Below are 19,862 nucleotides of genomic sequence, written 5' to 3' on the forward strand. Positions count from 1 at the left end.
ACGTGAGATAAGTATGGATGATCCGAAGCCACAACCACCCACCCCGCCCGCACCGGGCGACTGCTGCAGCAGCGGCTGCGTCTACTGCGTCGAAGACCTGTACCAGGAAGAACTGGCGCGCTACCAGCAAGCCCTCAAGGACTGGCGGGCGCGCCACCCGGAATAAGTCCGCGGCGCTGCCAGAACAGCAGCGCGGTGATGCCGATGGTGATGCCCAGGCCGACGCCGAATTCCGTGGTCAGATAACGCACCGCGCCGCTGTCCGCCGTCAGCGCATCGAAGATCGCCTGCACAAACAGATTGTGGCTGGCGTGCAGCAGCGCGCAGGGCCAGACGCTCTCGCTGCGCAGCCTGAGCCAGCCGATCGGAAACGCCATCGCCACCACCGCCAGCGTGAAGCAGCCGAGCGCAACGGCCGGATTGGTGCCGGCGTTGTAGCTGCCCCATAGCAGATTCGGATAATGCCAGACGGCCCAGATCAGGCCGCTCGCCACGCAGGCGCCGGTGAAGCCGAAGCGCGCCATCAGGCGCGGGAACAAAAAACCGCGCCAACCGATTTCTTCGCCCAAGGCCCAGGTCAGCCCGGAAATCATGCCCACCGTCAGCAGCAACGGCACGCCGACAGCGAAGGCGCCCAGCAGCGGCCACTGCGCCAGGTTGTAGGAGCCGGCCACGCGCTGCGCGAACGCATCGACGGCGAAGCTGTCCGCAAACAGCGCCCAGGCCAGCAGATACACCGGCAAGGCATACAGCAGCGGCACGCCATAACTCAGCGTCAGCCAGCGGCGTTCCGGCCAGCGCCAGCCCAGCGTGCCGAGATCGACGCCGCACACCTTGCAGGTGATGAAGGCGGCAAACGCCGGACACCACATGATGAAGCGGTCCGTCATGGGATTCGGCTGCGCCAGGTGAATGCCGAGGGCATCGGCCGCGCCGGACAGCAGCACCAGGCAGGCCAGGAACACCGCGATCTGGCGCGGCACGTCACTGTCCCGCGACATCATGCGTTCTTGCGGCGGCGCGCGCCGACGGTGAGCCACACTGCCGACACCAGGAAGTAGAAGGCGCCGACGCCGGCATAGCCCGCCACCGTGGCCAGTGCCGGCGGTTCCGGCGTATGCAGTGCCTGGAAGATGAATGCGCCGCCGGCCAATGCCGACTGGCCGCCGCTCAGTATCATCGCCCACTGCCCGCCGTTGGCCTTCCAGCGGCGCACGGCGGTGAACAGCTGCAGCAGCCCCGCCACGATGGCCCAGGCGCCGAATACGCCCAGCACCGCCTGCATGCTTTGCAGCGACAGGGCCACCGCCAGCGTCGTCGCCAGGCTGACGGCGAAATTGATGGTCTGGCTGCGGTTCAGCGCCAGCCCGCCGTTGCGCGCGGCGTCGATGAAGTTGGCCACCGCATCCCAGGCGGGATAGCTGACCAGCAGCACGGCGCCGACAAACCATGAGAACTTGCCTGCCGTGAAGGCGGCGATCACCCAGGCGACGGAAAACGCCGCGCGCAGGGCGTAGTACTGTTTTAGCCAGCGTTCCTGGCTCGATTGCTGATTCATCGTATTCTTCCCCCTTGTGCTACCTACTAGTTGGTAGGATTCTGCTACTAAAAAAAGGGATGCGGTGCATCCCGTGCTTATATCGTGGTCAGCTGGTCCAGTTGCGGCGTCATGATCGCGCTGAACATCGCCGGCTCGCCATAGGCCCGCGACGACAGCATGGCGCCGTGCACTGCCGCCATGAAGATTTCCGCTTCCACCTGCGGCGTGCGCGCCAGCTTCATCACGCCCTGCTGCTGTCCCCGCTCCAGCACGCCCGCCATCCAGGCCGACAAGGTGCGGAAGTGCGTGCGCACCTCTAGCGCCACTTCCTCGGGCAGGATCGGCAGTTCGCTGGCCAGCAGCGCGCAGATGCAGAACGGCGCGCTGGCGTCGCCGATACAGGTTTCCCAGTAGCGGACGTAGGCGCGCAGCTGCTCGGCCGGGCTGGCGATGCCGTGCTCCAGGTTCGCCAGACCGTCCCTGATGGCGGCGCGGTACTGGCTCACCAGCGCACGGACCAGATCGACCTTGCTGGGGAAGTGGTGGTGAATGCTGGCTTTCTTAATGCCGACCACTTCCGCTATGTCGGCGTAGCTGAAGCCGTTGTAGCCGCCGGCAGCGATCAAGACCCTGGCGCTGCCGAGGATATCTTCGGCAGTGTTCGATAATTTACTCATGCAGCATCCTACCTTCTGGTAGGATGGCAGTCAAGCGCCAATTTTTCACCCCAAACGAAAGGGTCTGCCCCCAAACGAAAGGGTCTGCCCCCAAACGAAAGGGTCTGACCCCATGCGGGGTCAGACCCTGGCCGCAGCGGTGTGCGGGTGTCACGGGTGCCGCGTGCTGCACTGCAAAAGCGTGACGCGGCGGTTTTGGGGGCAAGCTTAGAATGCCTCCCACTCATCCCCACCCACCGTCTCCTTGACCGGCTTCTTCAACGCCGGCCGCACCGCCGGCGCCTTGGCGCTGGCCACCACCGCTGGCGGCACCGCCCGCTTACGCGGCGGCGCCGGACGCGGCGCCGCCTGCGCCGTCGCCAGCAGCTTGAACACGCTCACCACTTCACTCAGCTTGGCCGCCTGCTCCTGCATCGACTCCGCCGCCGCGGCCGCCTGTTCCACCAGCGCCGCATTCTGCTGCGTCACCTGGTCCATCTGCACGATCGCCGTGTTCACCTGCTCGATGCCGGCGCTCTGCTCCACGCTGGCCGAGGTGATCTCGCTCATGATGTCGGTCACGCGGGTGATGCTGGTGACGATTTCGTGCATCGTCTCGCCGGCCTGATTGACCAGCACCGAACCGGTTTCCACCTTCTCCACCGAATCGCTGATCAGCAGCTTGATGTCCTTGGCCGCCGCCGCCGAGCGGTGCGCCAGGTTGCGCACCTCGCCCGCCACCACCGCGAAGCCCCTGCCCTGCTCGCCGGCGCGGGCCGCTTCCACCGCCGCGTTCAAGGCCAGAATATTGGTCTGGAAGGCAATCCCGTCGATGACCGAAATGATGTCGACAATCTTGCGCGACGATTCGTTGATCGAGGCCATGGTGCCCACCACCTGGCCCACCACGTCGCCGCCCTTGAGCGCGATGCCGGAGGCCGATTGCGCCAGCTGGTTGGCCTGGCGCGCATTGTCGGCGTTCTGCTTGACGGTGCTGGTCAACTCCTCCATCGAGGACGCCGTCTCTTCCAGCGAGCTGGCCTGCTCTTCGGTGCGCGACGACAGATCCTGGTTGCCGCTGGCGATTTCCGCCGAGGCCGTGGCGATGGTGTCGGTGCCGTTGCGCACCTGGCTGACCAGGCTTTGCAGGTTGCCGGTCATGTCCTTCAGCGCCTGCATCAGCTGCCCGGTTTCACAGGAACTCTTGACGTCGATGTCGCGCGTCAAGTCACCGTCCGCCACATCGCGCGCCAGCGACACCGCTTCCTGCAGCGGCCTGGCGACGATCCGCGCCACCCACATCGCCAGCACCATGCCGATGCCGATATTGACCACCAGCAGAATAATCGAGGTAATCCGCGCGTTCTGGTACACCACCGAGGCCGCCTCGCTGGCCGCATCGCCGCCGTCGACGTTCAGTTTGACCAGCTTGTTGATGATGTCGGTGAATTCGGTGATGCGGGAGGCGGAAGCGGTCATCACCGCGCGCCCTTCCGTCTTGCTGCCGGAGCGCGACAGCTGCACCATTTTGTCGTGCTCGCCCATATAGGCCGCCACGCTCTTGTCGAAATCGGCCGCCATGGCCCTTTCTTCCGGGCTGGAAATCAGGCCTTCATAGGCGCTGCGGTGTTTTTTCAGCGAGGCCAGCGCCTCGTCCATGCGCTTCTCGTAGCCGGCCATCAGCGCCGCGTCGTCGTTGAGCAGGTGCGCCAGTTCCCAGCGCCGCAGCTCGCCCACGTCGGAACGCAGGTCCATCACCGCGCGCACGCTGGGCATCCAGTTGTCCGCCAGGTCGGTCGACGCCTGGTTGACGCGGCTCATCGACACCATATTGCTGATGCCGAGGATTAAGGTCAGCAACAATACCGCACCGAACGAGACGATCAGTTTGGGGGCGATTCTCAGATCGTAAAACCACTTCATGGCGGATCTCCTGATGGTTGCACCGGGTATCCAGTATGCAACTAACAGGAGCCCGGTGCCAGCGACAAGCTGTTGCTGTGTTTTCCACACAACAACCTGTCGCTTTAGGGCGATTTACAGCTTGCCGTTCAGGGTCAGGAACACCTGGCGCGGCGCGCCGTTCAGCAGCGTTTGCGCGGTGCCGTTCGGATCGCTGGCCTGGAAGCCGTTCGAGCCGATGGTGCTGATGTACTGCTTGTCGAACAGGTTGGTCACGTTCAGCTGCAGCGACAGTTCCTTGGCCCAGCCCAGCGACTTCAGCTTGTAGCCGGCCGACAGGTTGGCCAGCCAGAACGACGGCACGCCGTTGTCGTTCAGGTAGGTGTAGTAGCGCTTGCCGGTGTACTTGGCGCCGAGACGGGCGAACAACGGGCCGCCTTCATACGACACCTCGGTGTTGAACAACTGGCGCGGCGCGTCGACCACGGTCTTGCCGCTGACCGCCACCAGCGTGGTGCCGTCCATGTAGTTCGACTTGTACTTGGAATCGTTGAAGGTGTAGGAGTTGAACCAGCTGAACTCGCGGTTGAACTTCCACACGGCGATCGCTTCCAGACCCTTGGTGTCGACTTTACCGACGTTGACGAAGGTCGAGGCGCAACCGACGATGCCGGCGCAGGTGGCCACGCTCAGCTGACGGTCATCGAAGCGCGCGCTGTACACCGCCAGCGAGCCTTGCAGGCTGGCGCGCTTGAAGCGGTAGCCGAGGTCGACGTTGGTCGAGGTTTCCGGCTTCAGGTTGGCCACGCCGGCGTTGTAGGCGGCCTGGGTCTGCGAGAACGGACCGGTCACGCCCGGCTGGTGCGCGCGCATGTTTTTCGATGCCGAACCGAACACTTCATCGTCGCTGGTGAGCGCGTAATTGAAGCCGGCCTGCGGCAGGAATTTCTTGTTGGCGTCCAGGTCGCCGGCGGCGCGCGTGCCGACGATGTTGGTGGCCTTGATGTCGACGTCGAGCGACTTGAAGCCGGCGTTGATTTTCAGCTTGTTGTCCATCAGCGCCAGCGTGTCCTGCAGGTAGTACTGCGAGGTGGTGGTGATGAAGTTCTGCTTCCAGTCGGTGGCGAACGGATTGGTCAGGTAGTACATGGTGTCGGCCGGACCGGTCACGCCGTAGTAGTTGCGGCTGGCGGTGTGGTTGTTGCGCTCGCCCCACAGGCCGGCAGCGATGGTGTGGTCGCCGATTTCCCAGCTCAGGTCGCTGGTGACGCCGTCGCGGCCGATGCTGTACTCGGTGGTGCGCACCGAGATCGGGTTGGCGGCGTCGGTCGGCACGTAAGGCGTGTACCAGTGGCCCTGGCCCTTGTTGTCGTGGTGGTAGACGGTGGTCTTCAGGTCCAGGTTCTGGGCCAGGTGCAGGTCCAGCGTCAGGCCGCTCAGGGTGTCCTTGCGCAGGCCGCCGGCCGAGTAGTAGGCGTCGTCCAGGCTGTTGACGCCGCCGCTGTAGATGCCCTTGGCGGCATTCACCGCGCGCTGCCAGTCGGACTGGTAGTTGTCCCAGTTGTAGCCGAGGCGGCGGATCATTTCCAGCGACAGATCCTGGTAGTCGATTTCCTTGCGGTCCGAGTAGTTCAGGAAGCCGGTCAGGCTGTTGTCGCCGAAGTTGAACACGAAGCGCGAGTTCCACTGATCCTGGTCCTGGCCGCCCTGGCCTTTCCATTTGTCGGTGCGCTGGCGGGTGCCGCTCAGGTAGGCCTTGAAGACGCCGTTGATCAGGCCGGTGTCGACGCGGGCGAAGGTGCGCGAGGTCGAATCGCTGCCGAAGGTCTGCGCGAAGGTCAGGGCGCGCTCGTCGCTCGGGGCCAGCGTGAAGAACTGCACGGTGCCGCCCAGGTTGCTCGACGAGGCGGTGCCCAGCGAACCGGCGCCTTGCGACACCGACACGCTGCCGATGTTTTCCGACGAGATGGCGCGGCTGATGTGCAGGCCGTTGTTGTTACCGTAGGTCATGTCGCCGAGCGGAATGCCGTCCAGCGTGAAGCCCAGCTGGTTCTGGTTGAAGCCACGGATGCTGAAGCGGGTCGACCACTCGTAGGCGCCGAACGGATCGGACGACTGGAAGTTCACGCCGGGCAGCTTTTCCAGCACTTTCAGCGGGCTGGTGCCCGGCAGCGCTTCGGCCAGGTCGGCCTTGTTGATGTTTTGCACCTGGCGCGACTGGCCGCGGCCGGTGATTTCCACGGTTTGCACCGGACCGGCCATGGCGGCGACAGCGGCGCTGTCATCGGCGGCGTCGGCATCGGCGGGAACGGCGGCGGCAGCGTAGGCGGCGTGGCAAGCCAGGGCTTGCAGAACCAGCAGGCACAGAGGTTTCAGGGGGAAGCGCTGTTGCATGATTGTTGTTCTTTCTTGCTAGGTTGGTGGAATATCAACTGGCAAGATTGTAGGAAGAGCATGTGACGATGCGATGACGCCGGCATGACATCTTGATGACACAACAACAGTTGTTCATGCAGTCATAGTACGGCTCCGCACGGAAGCGCGGCCGGCGCCGCCGTAGCATGGCGGCAAACAGGAGACCACATGGACAAACACGCCCCGGCCAAGGGTTGGCTCGGCAAGCTCGGCCCCGGCCTGATCACCGGCGCGGCCGACGACGACCCGAGCGGCATCGCCACCTACTCGCAGGCCGGCGCGCAATTCCGCTACGGCATGCTATGGACGCTGCTGCTGGCCTATCCGCTGATGGTCGGCATCCAGGCGGTCAGCGCGCACATCGGCCGCGTCAGCGGGCATGGCCTGGCGACCAATATCCGCCGCCACTTTCCGGCCTGGCTGCTGTACACGCTGGTGGCCTTGCTGCTGCTGGCCAACACCATCAACATCGCCGCCGACATCGCCGCCATGGGCGAGGCCGCCAGCATGGTGCTGGGCGGCGGCGCGCACTGGTACGCGGCCGGCGCCGGCGTGCTGTCGGCGGTGCTGCAGGTGATGCTGCCCTACCGCAGCTATGTGCGCGTGCTCAAGTGGCTGACGCTGGCGCTGCTGGCCTATGTCGCCACCACGCTGACGCTCAAGCTGCCGTGGCCGGCCATTCTGCATGCGGCCGTGCTGCCTTCGCTACACTGGAACAAGGATTACATCACCACCGTGGTGGCGATCTTCGGCACCACCATCAGCCCCTACCTGTTCTTCTGGCAGGCCTCGCAGGAAGTGGAAGACCTGCACGCCGATCCCGACGCCCGGCCGCTCAAGCACGCCACGCACCAGGCCAGCGAACAGCTCAAGCGCATCAAGATCGACACCGTCACCGGCATGGGCTTTTCCAACCTGGTGGCGATGTGCATCATGCTGACCACCGCCGCCACGCTGGGCGCCCACGGCATCACCCACATTGCGTCGTCGGCGCAGGCGGCCGAGGCGCTGCGGCCGATCGCCGGCGACTTCGCGTTCGCCCTGTTCAGCATGGGCATCATCGGCACCGGCCTGCTGGCGGTGCCGGTGCTGGCCGGCTCGGCCGCCTACGCCATCGCCGGCGCCATGCGCTGGAACAACAGCCTGGAGTTGCAATTGGCCGGCGCGCGCAAGTTCTACGCCATCATCATCGGCGCCACGCTGGTGGGCACGGCGCTGTGCTTCACCGCCATCGACCCGATCCAGGCGCTGTTCTGGAGCGCGGTGGTCAATGGCGTGATCGCGGTGCCGGTGATGGTGGTGGTGATGCTGCTGGCCGTGCGGCCGGCCGTGATGGGCGCACTGGTGATCTCGCGCCGCCTGCGCGTGCTGGGCTGGCTGTGCACGGCCGTGATGGCGCTGGCGGTGCTGGCGATGTTTGCCACGCTGGGGTAAGCTGGGGTTTTCCCCGGAGGTGCGATGCGACGCTTGTTTGCCCTGCTGCTGACCCTGATGATGGCGCTGCCCGCGCTCGCCATCGACCGGCCCTTCCCCGCCAACATCCTGCGCGGCAAATTCACCCCCGGCTATTTTCCCGACATTACGCTGGACGGCAAGCCGCGCCAGCTGTCGCCGTCCGCGCGCATCTTCAACCAGGACAACCGCATCGAAATGCCGGCCGCCGTGCGCGGCGCCGACCTGGTGGTCAACTACACGGTCGACGGCATGGGCTATGTCGACCGCATCTGGATACTGACGGCGGACGAAGCCGCGCAGCCGGTGCCGGCGGCTAAATAACGAAGTCCGGCTGCGCTTGCGGCGCGGCGCGGCCGTCGGCAAAGTGCAGCAGCTCGTCGGGCAGGATAGGCCGCGAGATGTGGTAGCCCTGCAGATAATGGCAGCCCATCTTTTCCAGGATCGCGGCCTGCCCCGCCGTTTCCACGCCCTCCGCCACCAGTTGCAGGCCCAGGCTGTGGCCCATGGCGATGATGGCGTGCACCAGGCTGTTGCTACGCTCGCTATGCTCGATATCCATGACAAAGGCGCGGTCGATCTTCAGCGTGTTCAGGTGGAACTGCGTCAGGTAGCTGAGCGAGGAATAGCCGGTGCCGAAATCGTCGAGCGATATGCCGACGCCCAGCGCGCGCAGCTGCGCCAGCACGGTCTGGACGTTGGCGGCGTCCTCGATCAGCACGCGCTCGGTCAGCTCCAGTTCCAGCTGGTGCGGCGACAGGCCGTTGCGGATCAACGCCTGCGACACCAGCGTGACAAACTGCGGATCGGCCAGCTGCCAGGCCGAGACGTTGATGCTGATGGTCACATCGTCCAGCACGCTGTGCTTCCACAGGCCGACCTGGCGGCAGGCCTGCTCCAGCACCCAGGTGCCCAGCGCGATGATCATGCCGCTGTCCTCGGCGACCGGAATGAAGCGGTCCGGCGGCATCGGCCCCAGCAGCGGGCTGTTCCAGCGCAGCAGCGCCTCCACCTTGGTCAGCTTGCCGGTGTGGGCGTTGGTGATGGCTTGATAAACCAGGTAGAACTCGTTGGCCTCGATGGCGTCGCGCAATGCACCGTCGATCACCAGGGCGTCCTTGGCGACGGCGTTCATGGCGTCGTTGAACACGCGCTGCTCGCCGCGGCCGGCTTTCTTGGCCTCGTACATGGCGATGTCGGCGTTGCGTATCAGGGTGTCGCTATCGGCGCCGTGGTTTGGATAGCAGGCAATGCCGATGCTGGCCGTGACGCTGATCGCATGGTAGGACAGCTCGAAGCCCCTGCCCATGGCGGCGATGACGGCCTCGGCGCAATCGGCCGCCATCTGCTCGGCGCTGTGGGGCGCCAGGTCGGAAATAACGATGATGAACTCGTCGCCGCCGAAGCGGGCCAGCACATCGGTCGGCCGCAGCAGCTGGTGCAGGCGGTCGGCGGCATTGCGCAGCAGTTCGTCGCCGGCGGCGTGGCCGAAGGAATCGTTGACGCGCTTGAACTTGTCCAGGTCGATGAACAGCACCGCGCATTCGCGGCCGGCCGCAGCCGCTTTCCTCACCTCCTCCGTCAGCCGGACCGACAGCGCGTGGCGGTTGCAATAGCCGGTGACCGGATCGACGCGGGCGGCCTGGTACAGCAAATCGTCCTTCTTCTTGCGCTCGCTGACGTCAAGCAGCTGGACCAGGCAGTACAAACGGCCGCGCTCGACATATGGCGACCCCAACAGCTCGACCGGCAGATGGTTGCCATTTCGCAACTTAAAGATGGCGGTATCGGCGATCGGATATTGTGCGCCGTCGGCCTCGAAGCGGAAGAAATAATGGTCGGCCATCTCGCGCGTCAGGCCGGGCAGCAGATCGCAAACATGCAAACCGATCAACTCCTGCGCGCTGTTAAATCCAAGCAACTTTGCACAACGTTCATTGGCGACATGGATGTAGCCGCGCCGGTCGCGGATCAGAAATCCGTGGCTCAGGCTGTCGATGGTGCGGGCGTAGCGCTGCTGGATTTCATCCTGGACCGCGTAGATCAGGCCGAGCATCGTCAGCACTTTGAGAATGCTGGTGCCGACAAACCATACCGCATAGACATCCGGACTGAGGCTGACGGCGGAGAATAAATTAAACCCGCCGCGCAGCATCAGCGTCAGGCCCAGCCAACGATAGCGATTATTAACGCTGACCAGCCGCGAGCCCACCCATAACATGACCAGGCCCAAAGCCGCAGCACTGCCGCGCGGCAGCCATTGATTATTCAGGTGCCAGGCGTAATAGAAAATACCGCTGAGGACCAGAATGACCGGCGACATCCAGCGCACATGATGTGCGCGTAATTTACCGATAAAGAATTGCGTACCGGCCCAATAACCGGCCGCGCCGACGGTTAAACACAAGGCGCATAAATACAGCTGCAATTCCAATGGAATAAGGCCCGTGCCGCCAAACCATATAATCCCGCCGGCCATAATCGCCAGTTGGCCGGCGCCCCAGAATAGCGCGTGCTTTTCCTTGCGCTGCATCAGCCATAGGAAAATCAGTAATGCGCTCAAGATGGAGTCGGCGGTAAATTCCACCACCATCGCTGTGAGATAGCCTGGTTCTGCGCTCATTGGCGTTCTGCGCCCTGCGGGCGGATCAAGATGACTACCCGCATTGTAAGCTGAAAGGCAAAGTCATGCTAAAAATTAGCACAAACCAGCCAGTTTTCAGCTTATGCCCTACAGGAACAGGGAAATCGCCAGAGTCCACATGATCAACGCGATAATGCCGTCCAAAATACGCCAAGCATTGGGTCGGGAAAATATCGGCGTCAAATAACGCGCTCCCAGTCCCAAACTGCTGAACCATATGGTCGATGCCAGCATCGCCCCCAGCGCAAAATACCAGCGCCCGTCGCCGGGCTGCTGGCCGCCTATCGACCCTAATAAAACCACGGTATCGAGATAAACATGGGGATTTAATAAACTGAATGCCAGCATAGCTGCAATAACAGTGCGACGATCTGGCGCGGTATTATTTTCATTCGTCACCATTGCACCAGGATGCAATGCGGATCGCGCCGCCCGCAATCCATACCAGAATAAAAACCCGAAACCTGTGATTTTTATCCAAAATAAAAGACTGGGCGCCTCAATAATCAATTGCCCCATGCCGGCGACGCCAGCGCCAATGAGCACCACGTCGCAGATAATACAAATGGCGATGCAGGTCAGCACGAATTCGCGTTTCAGCGCCTGCCTGAGTAAATACGCATTTTGTGAACCAATCGCAACGATCAGGCTGCCGCCCAAGCCGATGCCCTTCAAAAAAGCAGTGAATTCCATGAGCTTCTCCGTGCAAAAAACCGCCAGATTACGGCCCATCGGAAGATAAGTATAATTAATATTATTTGCCAAATATTAGGTGAGCTAATGAGCCGCGTAGACTACCGGGGACTGGCCGCGCTCGACGCGGTGATCGATCATGGCAGCTTTGACAAGGCCGCCGCCGCGCTGTCGATCACCCAGTCGGCGGTGTCGCAACGCATCCGCATGCTGGAAAACAGCGCCGGCGAGCTGCTGATCATCCGCAGCCAGCCGCCCTTGCCGACCGAAACCGGCCAGCGTTTGATCGCCCATTACCGCCAGGTGCGGCTGCTGGAATCGGCGCTGGACAAGCGTCCCGGCGACACCGATGTCCGCCCGGAAATCGCCATCGCCGTCAACGCCGACAGCGCCGCGACCTGGCTGCAGGAAGCCGTCACGCCGCTGATGAGCCGCGGCGATTGCATGCTGCAGATCCATCTGGACGACCAGGACCACACGTTGACCATGTTGCGCGAAGGCCGGGTTTTCGGCTGCGTGACCAGCGAAACCGCCCAGGTGCCGGGCACCACCGTCACGCCGCTGGGCGTCATGCGCTATTTATGCGTCGCCAGCCCGGCGTTTGCCGCGCGCTGGTTCCCGGACGGCATGAACGCGCAAGCCGTGCAGCAGGCGCCGGCGCTGAATTTCGACCGCAAGGACATGCTGCAAACCCGCTTCATCGCCCAGCACACGGGCTATACGGGCCGCTATCCGCACCATGCGCTGGCCAGTTCGGATGGTTTTGTGCGGTTTCTGGAGGGGGGACTGGGTTACGGCATGCTGCCGATCCCGCAATGCGAGCGGCAATTAAAGGAAGGCACACTGGTCGACCTGGCGCCGGGCGAGTGGCTGGATATTCCATTGGTATGGCATATGTGGGACATACAGACCCCGTTTACGCGCGCTTTGTCGGACAACCTGGTCGCAACTGCACGCAACTGGCTGCGTTAAGTCGCCCATTCCTCGCGCACGCGGGCTTCCCACGCATCCGCGTCCGGCTGGTGCAGATAGCGCTCTTCCGACGCTGGCACCGTCATCTGCGGGCCGATGCGCTGGTAAATCATCACGCTGGTCCACGACAAGGTGCCAGGCCCATGCGTTTCCAGCAACCGGAACGCCGGATGCTGGATCGGATAAGTGGTGGTGGTGACCAGCGCGCCTTCCGGCAGTTCGCGCGCCAGCTTGTTGCTGATCGCATCCATCAGCGGCCCGAAGCAGGTGCTGTACAGGAACACCAGGCTGGCGCCGCGCACATCCACCTTGAACATATCGCTCTCGATGAAGGCGATGCGTGATCCCAGCTCCAGCAGGTGGCGGCCGGTCGTTTGCGCGCCGGAAGGCAGCAGCAGCGGCGCATCCGCCAGCAGCGGCTGCGGCAGGGATTCCAGCCCCAGGCGATTCAGCGTCAGCAAGCTCACCAACCGTTCCTGCGCCAGGCGATGCCGGTAAGTCATCAGCTCGATGCCGACGCAGCGCGTAAACGGCAAGGTCAGCGCGGCCGTCATCACCACTTTGCCCAGGCCGCTGCCCAGATCGACCATCACGCCGCCCGGCGGCAGGAAGGGTTTGACCGCGTCGAAGTAGTTTTCCAGCTCGAAGCGCTGCATTTCGCCGTAGATGAGACCACCTTCCTGTATCAGCCAGGCATGGACTTCATCATCGGAAATGTCTTCCAGTTCGCGGAAGCCCGGCAGCGCCGCCAGCTTGGGCAGCATGCCCAGCGGCAGGATGCTGGCCGGCAGCGTGCCGATCATCACGCTCAGGTGGGGACGCAGGCGTTGCAGCAGATAATCCTGCCGGTCTGGCCGCTCCAGGCAGGCGCGCAGCGCGTAGCCGATTTCCAGGAAGGAGAGGAAAGGCGAATCCGGCGTCAGCTCCAGCGTCGGCCGCGCGTGTGATTCGCCGCCCTGGATGCTTTGGAACAGCGCCTCGAAGATATCAGCGGGCCGGCCGAAGCGCTGCACCGGCTCGGTGGCGCGATTTTCAGTACGAAAACGGGGATGCAGGGTCGTGCTATTCATGCGAACGAGGATTGCACTTCTCGTTAGTTTTGTAAATAGAACATCACGCCGGACGCAACGGTTTTAGCATCTTCGCAACATCTTCGTAGTGCGCCTGCCAGCCGGAGGCGGCCAGCTTGGGTGCGCACACCGGGCAGACCTCGAAGGGGTTGCAGTCGTGTTGCAGCCCGGTGTACAGGCGGCCGATGACAGGCTTGCCGGCATACGAATCCGTCATCACCGGACGCGACTTGAGCGACGGCTTGGCCACCGCCGGCACGAAATCGGCGCCGCCGGGCGGCAGCCAGCGCTCGAACGCCTCGACCGGCTTACCGTCCGGCACATACCAGGATTTGCGCTCGCCATTCCAGCGCGCGCCAAGCGCCTTGGCTTCTTCTTTTTCCGCGAACGGCACTTTTAAAAACATCATCTCAATTACTCCGCGACAGCAAGATTGTTATTTTACTGTCTGCCGCTTATATTGGCGCATATGAACCGCATCCACCGCGCCACCGCCGCCGAGCTCAACGACGCCCGCCATCTGCTGCACGAATATTTCGACGTCATCAATGTCGTGCTGCGCGATGACGACGACGCCATCCGCGCCTTCCTCAACGACGCCAGCTCGGCCATGTGGATCGCCTACGTCAACGATGTGCCGGCCGCCTGCGTGGCCATGCGTCCGCTGGCCGAAGTGCCCGGCGCCACCGAGTGCAAGCGCCTGTACGTGAAGCCCGACTATCGCCGCCTCGGCCTGGCCGACGCGCTGATGGACGCGCTGGAAAGCCACGCGGCCCAGGCTGGCCATGACGCCGTCTACCTCGACACCAAGGACGACCTGATCGGCGCCATCAAGCTTTACGACCGCCTTGGTTACGAACGCTGCGCGCGCTACAACGACAATCCGCAGGCCACCATTTTCATGCGCAAGCGCTTGCGCTGAGGTTTTCGTAAACGCCGGCGCAACAATCGGTGCTGTATGCGAAAATGGCGATATGCCTACGATAGAACCTCTTACCCTGACACTGGCGGAGCTGGCCGAACGCTGGAACATGCTGCCGCAAGAAGTGCTGATCTCGCCGCACGCCCTGCCCATGTATTTTTACTTTGACGGCCTGGTGTTCGACTTCAACGACAAATGGCACCGCGCCAACGGCGACGTCAGCATCGTGCAGACGCTGGAAGGCCATAAGACGCGCCAGTCCACGCTGGAAATCGACCTGCAGCGCCAGACCATGCACAAGCGCGGCCTGCTGAAGCTGACGCAATGGGAAGAAGCGCTGAGCGACGAGGAAATGCAAAGCCAGCAAGCCGAGTCCGACCGCCTGACCGCTGAAATCGCGCGCCTGGCCGAACTGCTGCAAAAGCGCGCCGAAGAACGCCAGCGCCGCGTGCGCAACGGCCTACTGCGCACCGCGCCGCGCACGCTGAGCGAAATCGCCGACCGCGGCCAGACCCGCTTCCCGCAATTCGCCTACATGCCGCACACGCCCAACCGGCCGGCCGGCGAAACGCCCGCCATTCCCGAAGGCGCCGTGGTCGCCCTGGAGGACGGCTTCCCGCTGAAAGAATTCCTGACCGGCGCGGACCTGGTGGTGTCGATGCTGGACGTCCGCGCCGTCGAAGACGCCGCTACGTAAGCGCAATCCGCTTCTGCTCGCGCGCCGAGCGGTAGATTGCTTCGATGATGCGGATGTCGCGCAAGCCTTCTTCGCCCGGCACGATCGGTTCCTTGTTGTTGATGATACACAGCGACAGGTGGTCCAGCTGGCCGGACCATTGCGTCGCGCCCGGCCCCGGCGGCGGGTTGACCGGCGTGCTGCGGTCCTGTCCCACCCACAATTTGTTGCCGTCGTAACGGGTGCCCGGCTCCAGGTCGATGCGCCCCTTGTCGCCCATCAACAGGATGTGGTTCTGATTGGCGCTGTACATCGACATGCAGGAGGCGATCACGCCCGACGGGAATTCCAGCTGGAACTCGATCATGTCCTCCACCTCGCGGAAGCGCGGATCGTTGCGGTCCGTGGTTTCCTTGGCGTAGACCGAGACCGGCTCTTCGGCCGTCATGTAACGTGCGGCGTTCAGCGCGTAAATGCCGATATCCATCAGTGAACCGCCGCCAGACATCGCCTTCTTCAAACGCCAGGCATTGGGATTGCTGGCCGTGAAACCGTGCTCGGAACGGAAATAGCGCAGCTTGCCGATCTCCCCTGCGCGGGCACGGCGGCGGGCTTCCAGGTTGTAGGGTTCGAAGTGGCAGCGGTAGCCGATCATCAGCTTCTTGCCGGCTTTTTTGCAGGCGGCGATCATGGCCTGGCATTCAGCCGACGAGACCGCCATCGGCTTCTCGCACATCACGTGCTTGCCGGCAGCGGCGGCGCGGATGGTGTACTCGGCGTGCATCGACACGGGCAGGCAGACGTAGACCACGTCGATGTCCGGATTGTCCTTGATGCTGTCGAAATTCTTGTAATCGTAGATGCTGCTTTCCGGCACGCCGTACTCGGCCGCCACGCGCCTGGCCTTGACTGCGTCGCCGCTGACCAGCGCCACCAGCTTGCTGTGCTGGCAGTTCTTAAACTGCGGAATGATGATCCCCAGTCCATAACCGCCCAGCCCGACAACCGCATAGCCCAGCTTGCGGTCCGGCGTTGCCGCCATCGCCGGAAGTCCCGCTGCAAGTCCGGCCGCAGAGAGCGTGATAGCGCTACCAGCAGCAAGCACGACACCGCGTCGATTCAAATCAATCATCTCCTCACTCCTTTATTGGGGTTGTGGAGATGATTTTAGTACAAGAACAACCTTACTGCGCGCTGGTCTTCTTCGATATCTGCGCCAGGGCCGCATCCAGCGCCTGTGCCGCCGGCACATTCACGTCCGGCTGCACGCCGGTGCGCTCCCAGTTGGCTTTGGTAACCGGGTCCACGCTGCGGCCGATGGCGACAAAAGCGATCAAGTGATGCGAAACAGGCTCGCCGAACTGCTTGTGTGCGCCGCCGGACGTCTTCGTGCCGACGATGATCGCGCGCTTTTGCCGCTGCAGGCCATAGACGAATGCTTCGGAGGCGGAGACGGTCTCCTCATCGACCAGCACGTACAGCGGACGCTTGCTGCCGTAGCGCGGCCCGGCCAGCTTGGTGGTCGTGATGAAGGAATCGGTGACCTTGCCGTCGCGGTCCAGTTCATCGAGTAAATGCACAGGGCGATCATCAAAGAAATAGCTGGAGAGCAGCGTCACCATTGGCGGCATGCCGCCGTGGCCATCGCGCAGGTCGATAATCATGGCCTCGCTGCCGGCAGCCTGTGCCATGACCTTCGCCAGCGCCTCGCTGGAAAACTGGTCGACGGGGCCGAAGCGGCTCACCTGCAGATACGCCACCTTGCCTTTCATCTCAAATTTTGCCAAACCAAAGTTATCCGGACCGGGCCGTGCGACCGGCTTGGCTGGCGTAGCCGGCGCGGGCGGTGGCGGCGGTTCATCCAGCGCATCAAACTCGACGTAGACCAGGCCGTTATGCTGGTCCGGCAAGATGGCGTCCAGATCTTTTTCTACCTTGTCCGCCAACGCCTTTTCATCCAGCCCGGCATAGTCGCCATGCGTCAGATGAGCGCGCAGGCCATCCGCCAACAGCTTGCCTTTAGCTGGGAACACGTAAGTATCTTGCAGCTTCTGCGCGTAATCCTCAATCACCTTGGCGCGCGCCGCATCGTCGAAGGAGGCAGCACTCGCCGCGCCAGCAAACAACATCGAAAGCAATAAGAAACGCATCGTGTCTACCTTGTCATTTTAATTAGATGCCTGGATCGTAACATAACCGCTTATGTAAATACATTCACTATATCGCTTGACGCTATATCGACCACCGATATACGATTGTTCCATCGCAACCTTTGGGATGAACGTGATGATCGAAGTGACCAACCTGAATAAGTCGTTCGGCAAGTTGCGGGCGTTGAACAATGTGTCCTTCAAGGCAGGCAACGGCGGCATCACCTGCATGCTGGGCCCGAATGGCGCCGGCAAGACCAGCCTGCTGCGCACCCTGCTCGGCCTGATGCCGCGCGACAGCGGAGCCGTCTACGTGGACGGCGTCGACCCGGCCGCCGACGCCCGGACCGTCCGTGCCTCGATCGGCTTCCTGCCGGACCAGGTCGGCCTCTACGACCGCCTGACCGCACGCGAATACCTGAGCTACTTCGCCCGCCTCGGCGGCATGGACGCACCGCAAACACAGGCGCGCGTTGCCGAAGTTGCCGAACTGTTCGACATCGAGTCCCTGCTGAACCGGCGCACCCTCGGCTTCTCGCAAGGCGAACGGATGCGCGTTTCGCTGGCGCGCGCCACACTGACTCGACCGCGGAATCTGATCCTGGACGAGCCAACGCGCGGACTGGACGTGATGAGCACGCGCACCTTGCGCAAAGCCCTACTCTCGCTGCGCGCATCGGGCTGCTGCATCCTGCTGTCGACGCACATCATGCAGGAAGTGGCGCAGTTGAGCGACCACATCGTCGTGATGGCGCGCGGAACGGTGATCGCCTCCGGCTCGCAACAGCAACTCCAGCAAGCGTCCGACGCGGACGACCTGGAAGACGCCTTCGTCAACCTGGTGGCTACCGCAGAAATGGAGTACGCATGAACATCCTCACCATCGTACTGGGCAAAGAACTGCGCGAAAGCATGCGCGACCGCCGCACGCTGATCATGCTGGGCGTATGCGTCGTGGTCTATCCGCTGCTGCTGGCGCTGCTGCTGACCAAACAGATCCGCGCCGCCGAACCGCAGCAGACGTTCATCGAAGTGGCGCTGCTTGAATCGTCCGCGCCGCTGTCCGCCTACCTGACACAGCACCACGTCAACGTGCACACGGTGCGCGACGCCGGCGAACTATCGCGCAGTCCATCCGCACAGGAAGGAACCGTAGGCGTCGCCATGGAAGGCAGCGACGACCTGACCGTCTACTACGACAGCACGACGGTCAAAACCGAAGCCTACCAGCGCCTGCTTGGCTTGCTGCGAGATTTCAATACCCAGCAATTCGTCCGCGCGCATCCCGACGCTGCGCAGTTGCCGCAACTCAGCGAACAAGACACCAGCTCCAGCGCACTGCGCGCCGGCGACCAGATCAAGGGCTTCATCGGCATGCTGTTCATGCCCGCCTTCTTCTTTTGCATGAGCACGGTGATTGACGCCACGGCCGGCGAAAAGGAACGCCGCACCGCTGAAGTGCTGCTGGCGCAACCGCTGTCGCCGGTATCGCTGATCGCCGGCAAATGGCTGAGCGCGTCGCTGATCGGCGTGGTGGGATTGAGTGCCGAGCTGCTGCTGGTGCACGGACTGATGCTGTCATTGCCGCTGGAACAGATCGGCATGTCGTGGACGGTGAGCACGGCGGAAATTATCGGCCTGTGCATCGCCAGCGCCAGCCTGCCGCTCCTGGCCGCAGCCGTGGAAATGGCGCTGGCCATCAACGCCAGGACCTACAAGGAAGCGCAGACCACGGTCGGCCTGACCGCCATGGTGCCGCTGCTGATTTCCGTGCTGGCCGGCGTGATGGGCGTCGCCCCACACATCGCACAGGCGTTGCCGATGCTCAGCAACCACTACCTGCTGCAACAGCTGGCCTCCGGCGCGCATCCCGGTCTGATGCAGTATGGCAGCGTGTTCCTGATCAATTTACTGTGCGCGGCGCCGTTCCTGGCCTTCGCGGCTGCACGCATCTCCCGCCCAGGCTACCTGGCGAATGCCTGAGAAAACCGCGATTTCTTACTCAAAAATTCCGCATCAGGATCGAGGTCGGGAAATTGACGAATCACCGGCCTCATCAGCTCCTCGCACATGCATGATAATCCTTCGAAATAAACTAATAGCAATGTTACAAATCACGACAATCAGGCCATAAACAAGCGGTAAAATATTCAGGAATGGCTTTTTTACTAACGCACGGAGATGATCATGAAAATTATTGGATTGGGCTTGGCGGCCGCCGTAGTATGGTCTTTCGTTGTGCCTGCATATGCCCAGCAGCAAGAACAGGCCATCAGCGTGGCCGAAACCTCGCCCGCCGTCGATACCGTATCCGTCACCGCGCGGCGTTTCCACATGGAGCCGATTGAATTTCTGGGCTACGAATACTCGTACCCCCTCAGCAACGGCGACGTGGTGAAATTCAGCCGCAAGGTGTTGCATTACTACGTAACGATCAAAGGCCTGCCGCCGGTGGAAATCTTCCCCACCGCCGTCGACCAGTTCGTCACCGCAGGCGGCGCCAAGCTCCTCTTCACGGAAGACGGCGACGCCTTGACCATCGACCATTACGAAGCGATCCAAGCCGCGTCCGGATTACCCGTTGCAACCGTGCAAGGCGCACCGAAATAAGGGATCGAAAGAGGAGACACAAAAAAATAATAGCTGCCCAAGAGCAGCTATTGAAAGATGGTAGGCCCTCCCAGAGTCGAACTGGGCACCAACGGATTATGAGTCCGCTGCTCTAACCAAGCATGAGCTAAGGGCCCTAAGGGATGTTGCTGCGCTGGAG

20 protein-coding genes and 1 tRNA gene are annotated in these 19,862 nt (G+C 62.7%); 9 read left to right on the plus strand and 12 right to left on the minus strand.

What is annotated here, in order from left to right:
* The first annotated feature begins 13 nt into the window (after window positions 1-13).
* Entirely contained in the window at window positions 14-166 is a 153-nt protein-coding gene (locus tag GJ695_RS15990; RefSeq protein WP_154366393.1) for an oxidoreductase-like domain-containing protein, read from the plus strand.
* Here the strand turns inward: GJ695_RS15990 and GJ695_RS15995 are convergent.
* The 5 genes from GJ695_RS15995 to GJ695_RS16015 all read right to left on the minus strand — a co-directional run bounded on the left by GJ695_RS15995 (window position 135) and on the right by GJ695_RS16015 (window position 6,492).
* Complete coding sequence (locus tag GJ695_RS15995) at window positions 135-1,004, minus strand: CPBP family intramembrane glutamic endopeptidase (RefSeq protein WP_154366395.1); 870 nt, start codon at window positions 1,002-1,004, stop codon at window positions 135-137. The genes GJ695_RS15990 and GJ695_RS15995 overlap by 32 nt on opposite strands.
* Window positions 1,001-1,558 (minus strand): DUF308 domain-containing protein, encoded by a 558-nt coding sequence (locus tag GJ695_RS16000; RefSeq protein WP_154366397.1) that lies wholly within the window; start codon window positions 1,556-1,558, stop codon window positions 1,001-1,003. The genes GJ695_RS15995 and GJ695_RS16000 overlap by 4 nt, the downstream gene beginning before the upstream one ends.
* A gap of 77 nt (window positions 1,559-1,635) precedes the next feature.
* The gene (locus GJ695_RS16005; protein ID WP_154366399.1) at window positions 1,636-2,217 is read right to left on the minus strand and encodes a TetR/AcrR family transcriptional regulator; all 582 of its coding nucleotides are present in this window, start codon (window positions 2,215-2,217) and stop codon (window positions 1,636-1,638) included.
* 207 nt (window positions 2,218-2,424) lie between these two features.
* The gene (locus GJ695_RS16010; protein ID WP_154366400.1) at window positions 2,425-4,119 is read right to left on the minus strand and encodes a methyl-accepting chemotaxis protein; all 1,695 of its coding nucleotides are present in this window, start codon (window positions 4,117-4,119) and stop codon (window positions 2,425-2,427) included.
* A 114-nt stretch (window positions 4,120-4,233) separates the two neighbouring features.
* A complete protein-coding gene (locus tag GJ695_RS16015; protein ID WP_154366402.1) occupies window positions 4,234-6,492 on the minus strand; it encodes a TonB-dependent receptor in 2,259 nt (752 codons plus the stop codon).
* A 189-nt stretch (window positions 6,493-6,681) separates the two neighbouring features.
* On the opposite strand from GJ695_RS16015, the gene GJ695_RS16020 reads away from it, so the two are divergent.
* Window positions 6,682-7,947: an NRAMP family divalent metal transporter gene (locus GJ695_RS16020; RefSeq protein WP_154366404.1), complete on the plus strand. Its 1,266-nt coding sequence runs from the start codon at window positions 6,682-6,684 to the stop codon at window positions 7,945-7,947.
* Window positions 7,948-7,971: 24 nt separating this feature from the next.
* The gene (locus GJ695_RS16025; protein ID WP_154366406.1) at window positions 7,972-8,289 is read left to right on the plus strand and encodes a hypothetical protein; all 318 of its coding nucleotides are present in this window, start codon (window positions 7,972-7,974) and stop codon (window positions 8,287-8,289) included.
* On the opposite strand, the gene GJ695_RS16030 is transcribed toward GJ695_RS16025, so the two are convergent.
* On the minus strand, window positions 8,282-10,588 hold the full coding sequence (locus GJ695_RS16030; RefSeq protein ID WP_229260548.1) for a putative bifunctional diguanylate cyclase/phosphodiesterase: 2,307 nt from the start codon (window positions 10,586-10,588) through the stop codon (window positions 8,282-8,284). The two genes, GJ695_RS16025 and GJ695_RS16030, sit on opposite strands and share 8 nt — an antisense overlap.
* A 108-nt stretch (window positions 10,589-10,696) precedes the next feature.
* Entirely contained in the window at window positions 10,697-11,302 is a 606-nt protein-coding gene (locus GJ695_RS16035) for a LysE/ArgO family amino acid transporter (RefSeq protein WP_154366407.1), read from the minus strand.
* An 87-nt stretch (window positions 11,303-11,389) separates the two neighbouring features.
* Here GJ695_RS16035 and GJ695_RS16040 point away from each other — a divergent pair, with 87 nt between their 5' ends.
* Window positions 11,390-12,274 (plus strand): LysR family transcriptional regulator ArgP, encoded by an 885-nt coding sequence (locus tag GJ695_RS16040; protein ID WP_154366409.1) that lies wholly within the window; start codon window positions 11,390-11,392, stop codon window positions 12,272-12,274.
* Here GJ695_RS16040 and GJ695_RS16045 read toward each other — a convergent pair.
* Together GJ695_RS16045 and GJ695_RS16050 are read right to left on the minus strand one after the other, a co-directional pair.
* Window positions 12,271-13,344 carry a class I SAM-dependent methyltransferase gene (locus GJ695_RS16045; protein WP_154366411.1) on the minus strand — a complete coding sequence of 358 codons (1,074 nt, stop codon included), beginning with the start codon at window positions 13,342-13,344 and terminating at the stop codon, window positions 12,271-12,273. The two genes, GJ695_RS16040 and GJ695_RS16045, sit on opposite strands and share 4 nt — an antisense overlap.
* Before the next feature lie 43 nt (window positions 13,345-13,387).
* Window positions 13,388-13,753 carry a DUF5710 domain-containing protein gene (locus GJ695_RS16050; protein WP_154366413.1) on the minus strand — a complete coding sequence of 122 codons (366 nt, stop codon included), beginning with the start codon at window positions 13,751-13,753 and terminating at the stop codon, window positions 13,388-13,390.
* Window positions 13,754-13,813: 60 nt separating this feature from the next.
* Between GJ695_RS16050 and GJ695_RS16055 the strand changes: the two genes are divergently transcribed.
* Together GJ695_RS16055 and GJ695_RS16060 are read left to right on the plus strand one after the other, a co-directional pair.
* Window positions 13,814-14,266 (plus strand): GNAT family N-acetyltransferase, encoded by a 453-nt coding sequence (locus tag GJ695_RS16055; RefSeq protein WP_154366415.1) that lies wholly within the window; start codon window positions 13,814-13,816, stop codon window positions 14,264-14,266.
* Between the two features lie 52 nt (window positions 14,267-14,318).
* On the plus strand, window positions 14,319-14,963 hold the full coding sequence (locus GJ695_RS16060; RefSeq protein WP_154366417.1) for a sigma-70 family RNA polymerase sigma factor: 645 nt from the start codon (window positions 14,319-14,321) through the stop codon (window positions 14,961-14,963).
* Here the strand turns inward: GJ695_RS16060 and GJ695_RS16065 are convergent.
* Together GJ695_RS16065 and GJ695_RS16070 are read right to left on the minus strand one after the other, a co-directional pair.
* The gene (locus GJ695_RS16065) at window positions 14,956-15,984 is read right to left on the minus strand and encodes a Gfo/Idh/MocA family protein (RefSeq protein WP_229260547.1); all 1,029 of its coding nucleotides are present in this window, start codon (window positions 15,982-15,984) and stop codon (window positions 14,956-14,958) included. The two genes, GJ695_RS16060 and GJ695_RS16065, sit on opposite strands and share 8 nt — an antisense overlap.
* Window positions 15,985-16,126: 142 nt before the next feature.
* Window positions 16,127-17,092 carry a S41 family peptidase gene (locus GJ695_RS16070; protein ID WP_154366421.1) on the minus strand — a complete coding sequence of 322 codons (966 nt, stop codon included), beginning with the start codon at window positions 17,090-17,092 and terminating at the stop codon, window positions 16,127-16,129.
* Between the two features lie 136 nt (window positions 17,093-17,228).
* Here GJ695_RS16070 and GJ695_RS16075 point away from each other — a divergent pair, with 136 nt between their 5' ends.
* From GJ695_RS16075 to GJ695_RS16085, 3 genes are all read left to right on the plus strand, one after another.
* On the plus strand, window positions 17,229-17,963 hold the full coding sequence (locus GJ695_RS16075; protein WP_154366595.1) for an ABC transporter ATP-binding protein: 735 nt from the start codon (window positions 17,229-17,231) through the stop codon (window positions 17,961-17,963).
* Window positions 17,960-19,075, plus strand: a complete 1,116-nt coding sequence (locus GJ695_RS16080) for an ABC transporter permease (protein ID WP_154366423.1) — start codon at window positions 17,960-17,962, stop codon at window positions 19,073-19,075. Before GJ695_RS16075 ends, GJ695_RS16080 begins: the two co-directional genes overlap by 4 nt.
* 204 nt (window positions 19,076-19,279) lie before the next feature.
* On the plus strand, window positions 19,280-19,702 hold the full coding sequence (locus GJ695_RS16085) for a hypothetical protein (protein ID WP_154366425.1): 423 nt from the start codon (window positions 19,280-19,282) through the stop codon (window positions 19,700-19,702).
* Between the two features lie 58 nt (window positions 19,703-19,760).
* On the opposite strand, the gene GJ695_RS16090 is transcribed toward GJ695_RS16085, so the two are convergent.
* Window positions 19,761-19,839: transfer RNA gene (locus GJ695_RS16090), tRNA-Ile, on the minus strand.
* Window positions 19,840-19,862 lie beyond the last annotated feature (23 nt).

Origin of the sequence: Duganella alba (assembly GCF_009674495.1) — a bacterium.
Classification (GTDB): Bacteria; Pseudomonadota; Gammaproteobacteria; order Burkholderiales; family Burkholderiaceae_D; genus Rugamonas; species Rugamonas alba.

What these genes read in the sequence shown, in the direction of transcription:
- GJ695_RS16070 (WP_154366421.1), bottom strand. Translation starts at nt 17,092, where the DNA reads ATGCGTTTCTTATTGCTTTCGATGTTGTTTGCTGGCGCGGCGAGTGCT.
- GJ695_RS16085 (WP_154366425.1), top strand. Translation starts at nt 19,280, where the DNA reads ATGAAAATTATTGGATTGGGCTTGGCGGCCGCCGTAGTATGGTCTTTC.
- GJ695_RS16080 (WP_154366423.1), top strand. Translation starts at nt 17,960, where the DNA reads ATGAACATCCTCACCATCGTACTGGGCAAAGAACTGCGCGAAAGCATG.
- GJ695_RS16075 (WP_154366595.1), top strand. Translation starts at nt 17,229, where the DNA reads ATGATCGAAGTGACCAACCTGAATAAGTCGTTCGGCAAGTTGCGGGCG.
- GJ695_RS16035 (WP_154366407.1), bottom strand. Translation starts at nt 11,302, where the DNA reads ATGGAATTCACTGCTTTTTTGAAGGGCATCGGCTTGGGCGGCAGCCTG.
- GJ695_RS15990 (WP_154366393.1), top strand. Translation starts at nt 14, where the DNA reads ATGGATGATCCGAAGCCACAACCACCCACCCCGCCCGCACCGGGCGAC.
- GJ695_RS16000 (WP_154366397.1), bottom strand. Translation starts at nt 1,558, where the DNA reads ATGAATCAGCAATCGAGCCAGGAACGCTGGCTAAAACAGTACTACGCC.
- GJ695_RS16025 (WP_154366406.1), top strand. Translation starts at nt 7,972, where the DNA reads ATGCGACGCTTGTTTGCCCTGCTGCTGACCCTGATGATGGCGCTGCCC.
- GJ695_RS16050 (WP_154366413.1), bottom strand. Translation starts at nt 13,753, where the DNA reads ATGATGTTTTTAAAAGTGCCGTTCGCGGAAAAAGAAGAAGCCAAGGCG.
- GJ695_RS16055 (WP_154366415.1), top strand. Translation starts at nt 13,814, where the DNA reads ATGAACCGCATCCACCGCGCCACCGCCGCCGAGCTCAACGACGCCCGC.
- GJ695_RS16005 (WP_154366399.1), bottom strand. Translation starts at nt 2,217, where the DNA reads ATGAGTAAATTATCGAACACTGCCGAAGATATCCTCGGCAGCGCCAGG.
- GJ695_RS16015 (WP_154366402.1), bottom strand. Translation starts at nt 6,492, where the DNA reads ATGCAACAGCGCTTCCCCCTGAAACCTCTGTGCCTGCTGGTTCTGCAA.
- GJ695_RS16030 (WP_229260548.1), bottom strand. Translation starts at nt 10,588, where the DNA reads ATGAGCGCAGAACCAGGCTATCTCACAGCGATGGTGGTGGAATTTACC.
- GJ695_RS16045 (WP_154366411.1), bottom strand. Translation starts at nt 13,344, where the DNA reads ATGAATAGCACGACCCTGCATCCCCGTTTTCGTACTGAAAATCGCGCC.
- GJ695_RS15995 (WP_154366395.1), bottom strand. Translation starts at nt 1,004, where the DNA reads ATGATGTCGCGGGACAGTGACGTGCCGCGCCAGATCGCGGTGTTCCTG.
- GJ695_RS16020 (WP_154366404.1), top strand. Translation starts at nt 6,682, where the DNA reads ATGGACAAACACGCCCCGGCCAAGGGTTGGCTCGGCAAGCTCGGCCCC.
- GJ695_RS16060 (WP_154366417.1), top strand. Translation starts at nt 14,319, where the DNA reads ATGCCTACGATAGAACCTCTTACCCTGACACTGGCGGAGCTGGCCGAA.
- GJ695_RS16010 (WP_154366400.1), bottom strand. Translation starts at nt 4,119, where the DNA reads ATGAAGTGGTTTTACGATCTGAGAATCGCCCCCAAACTGATCGTCTCG.
- GJ695_RS16065 (WP_229260547.1), bottom strand. Translation starts at nt 15,984, where the DNA reads ATGGCGGCAACGCCGGACCGCAAGCTGGGCTATGCGGTTGTCGGGCTG.
- GJ695_RS16040 (WP_154366409.1), top strand. Translation starts at nt 11,390, where the DNA reads ATGAGCCGCGTAGACTACCGGGGACTGGCCGCGCTCGACGCGGTGATC.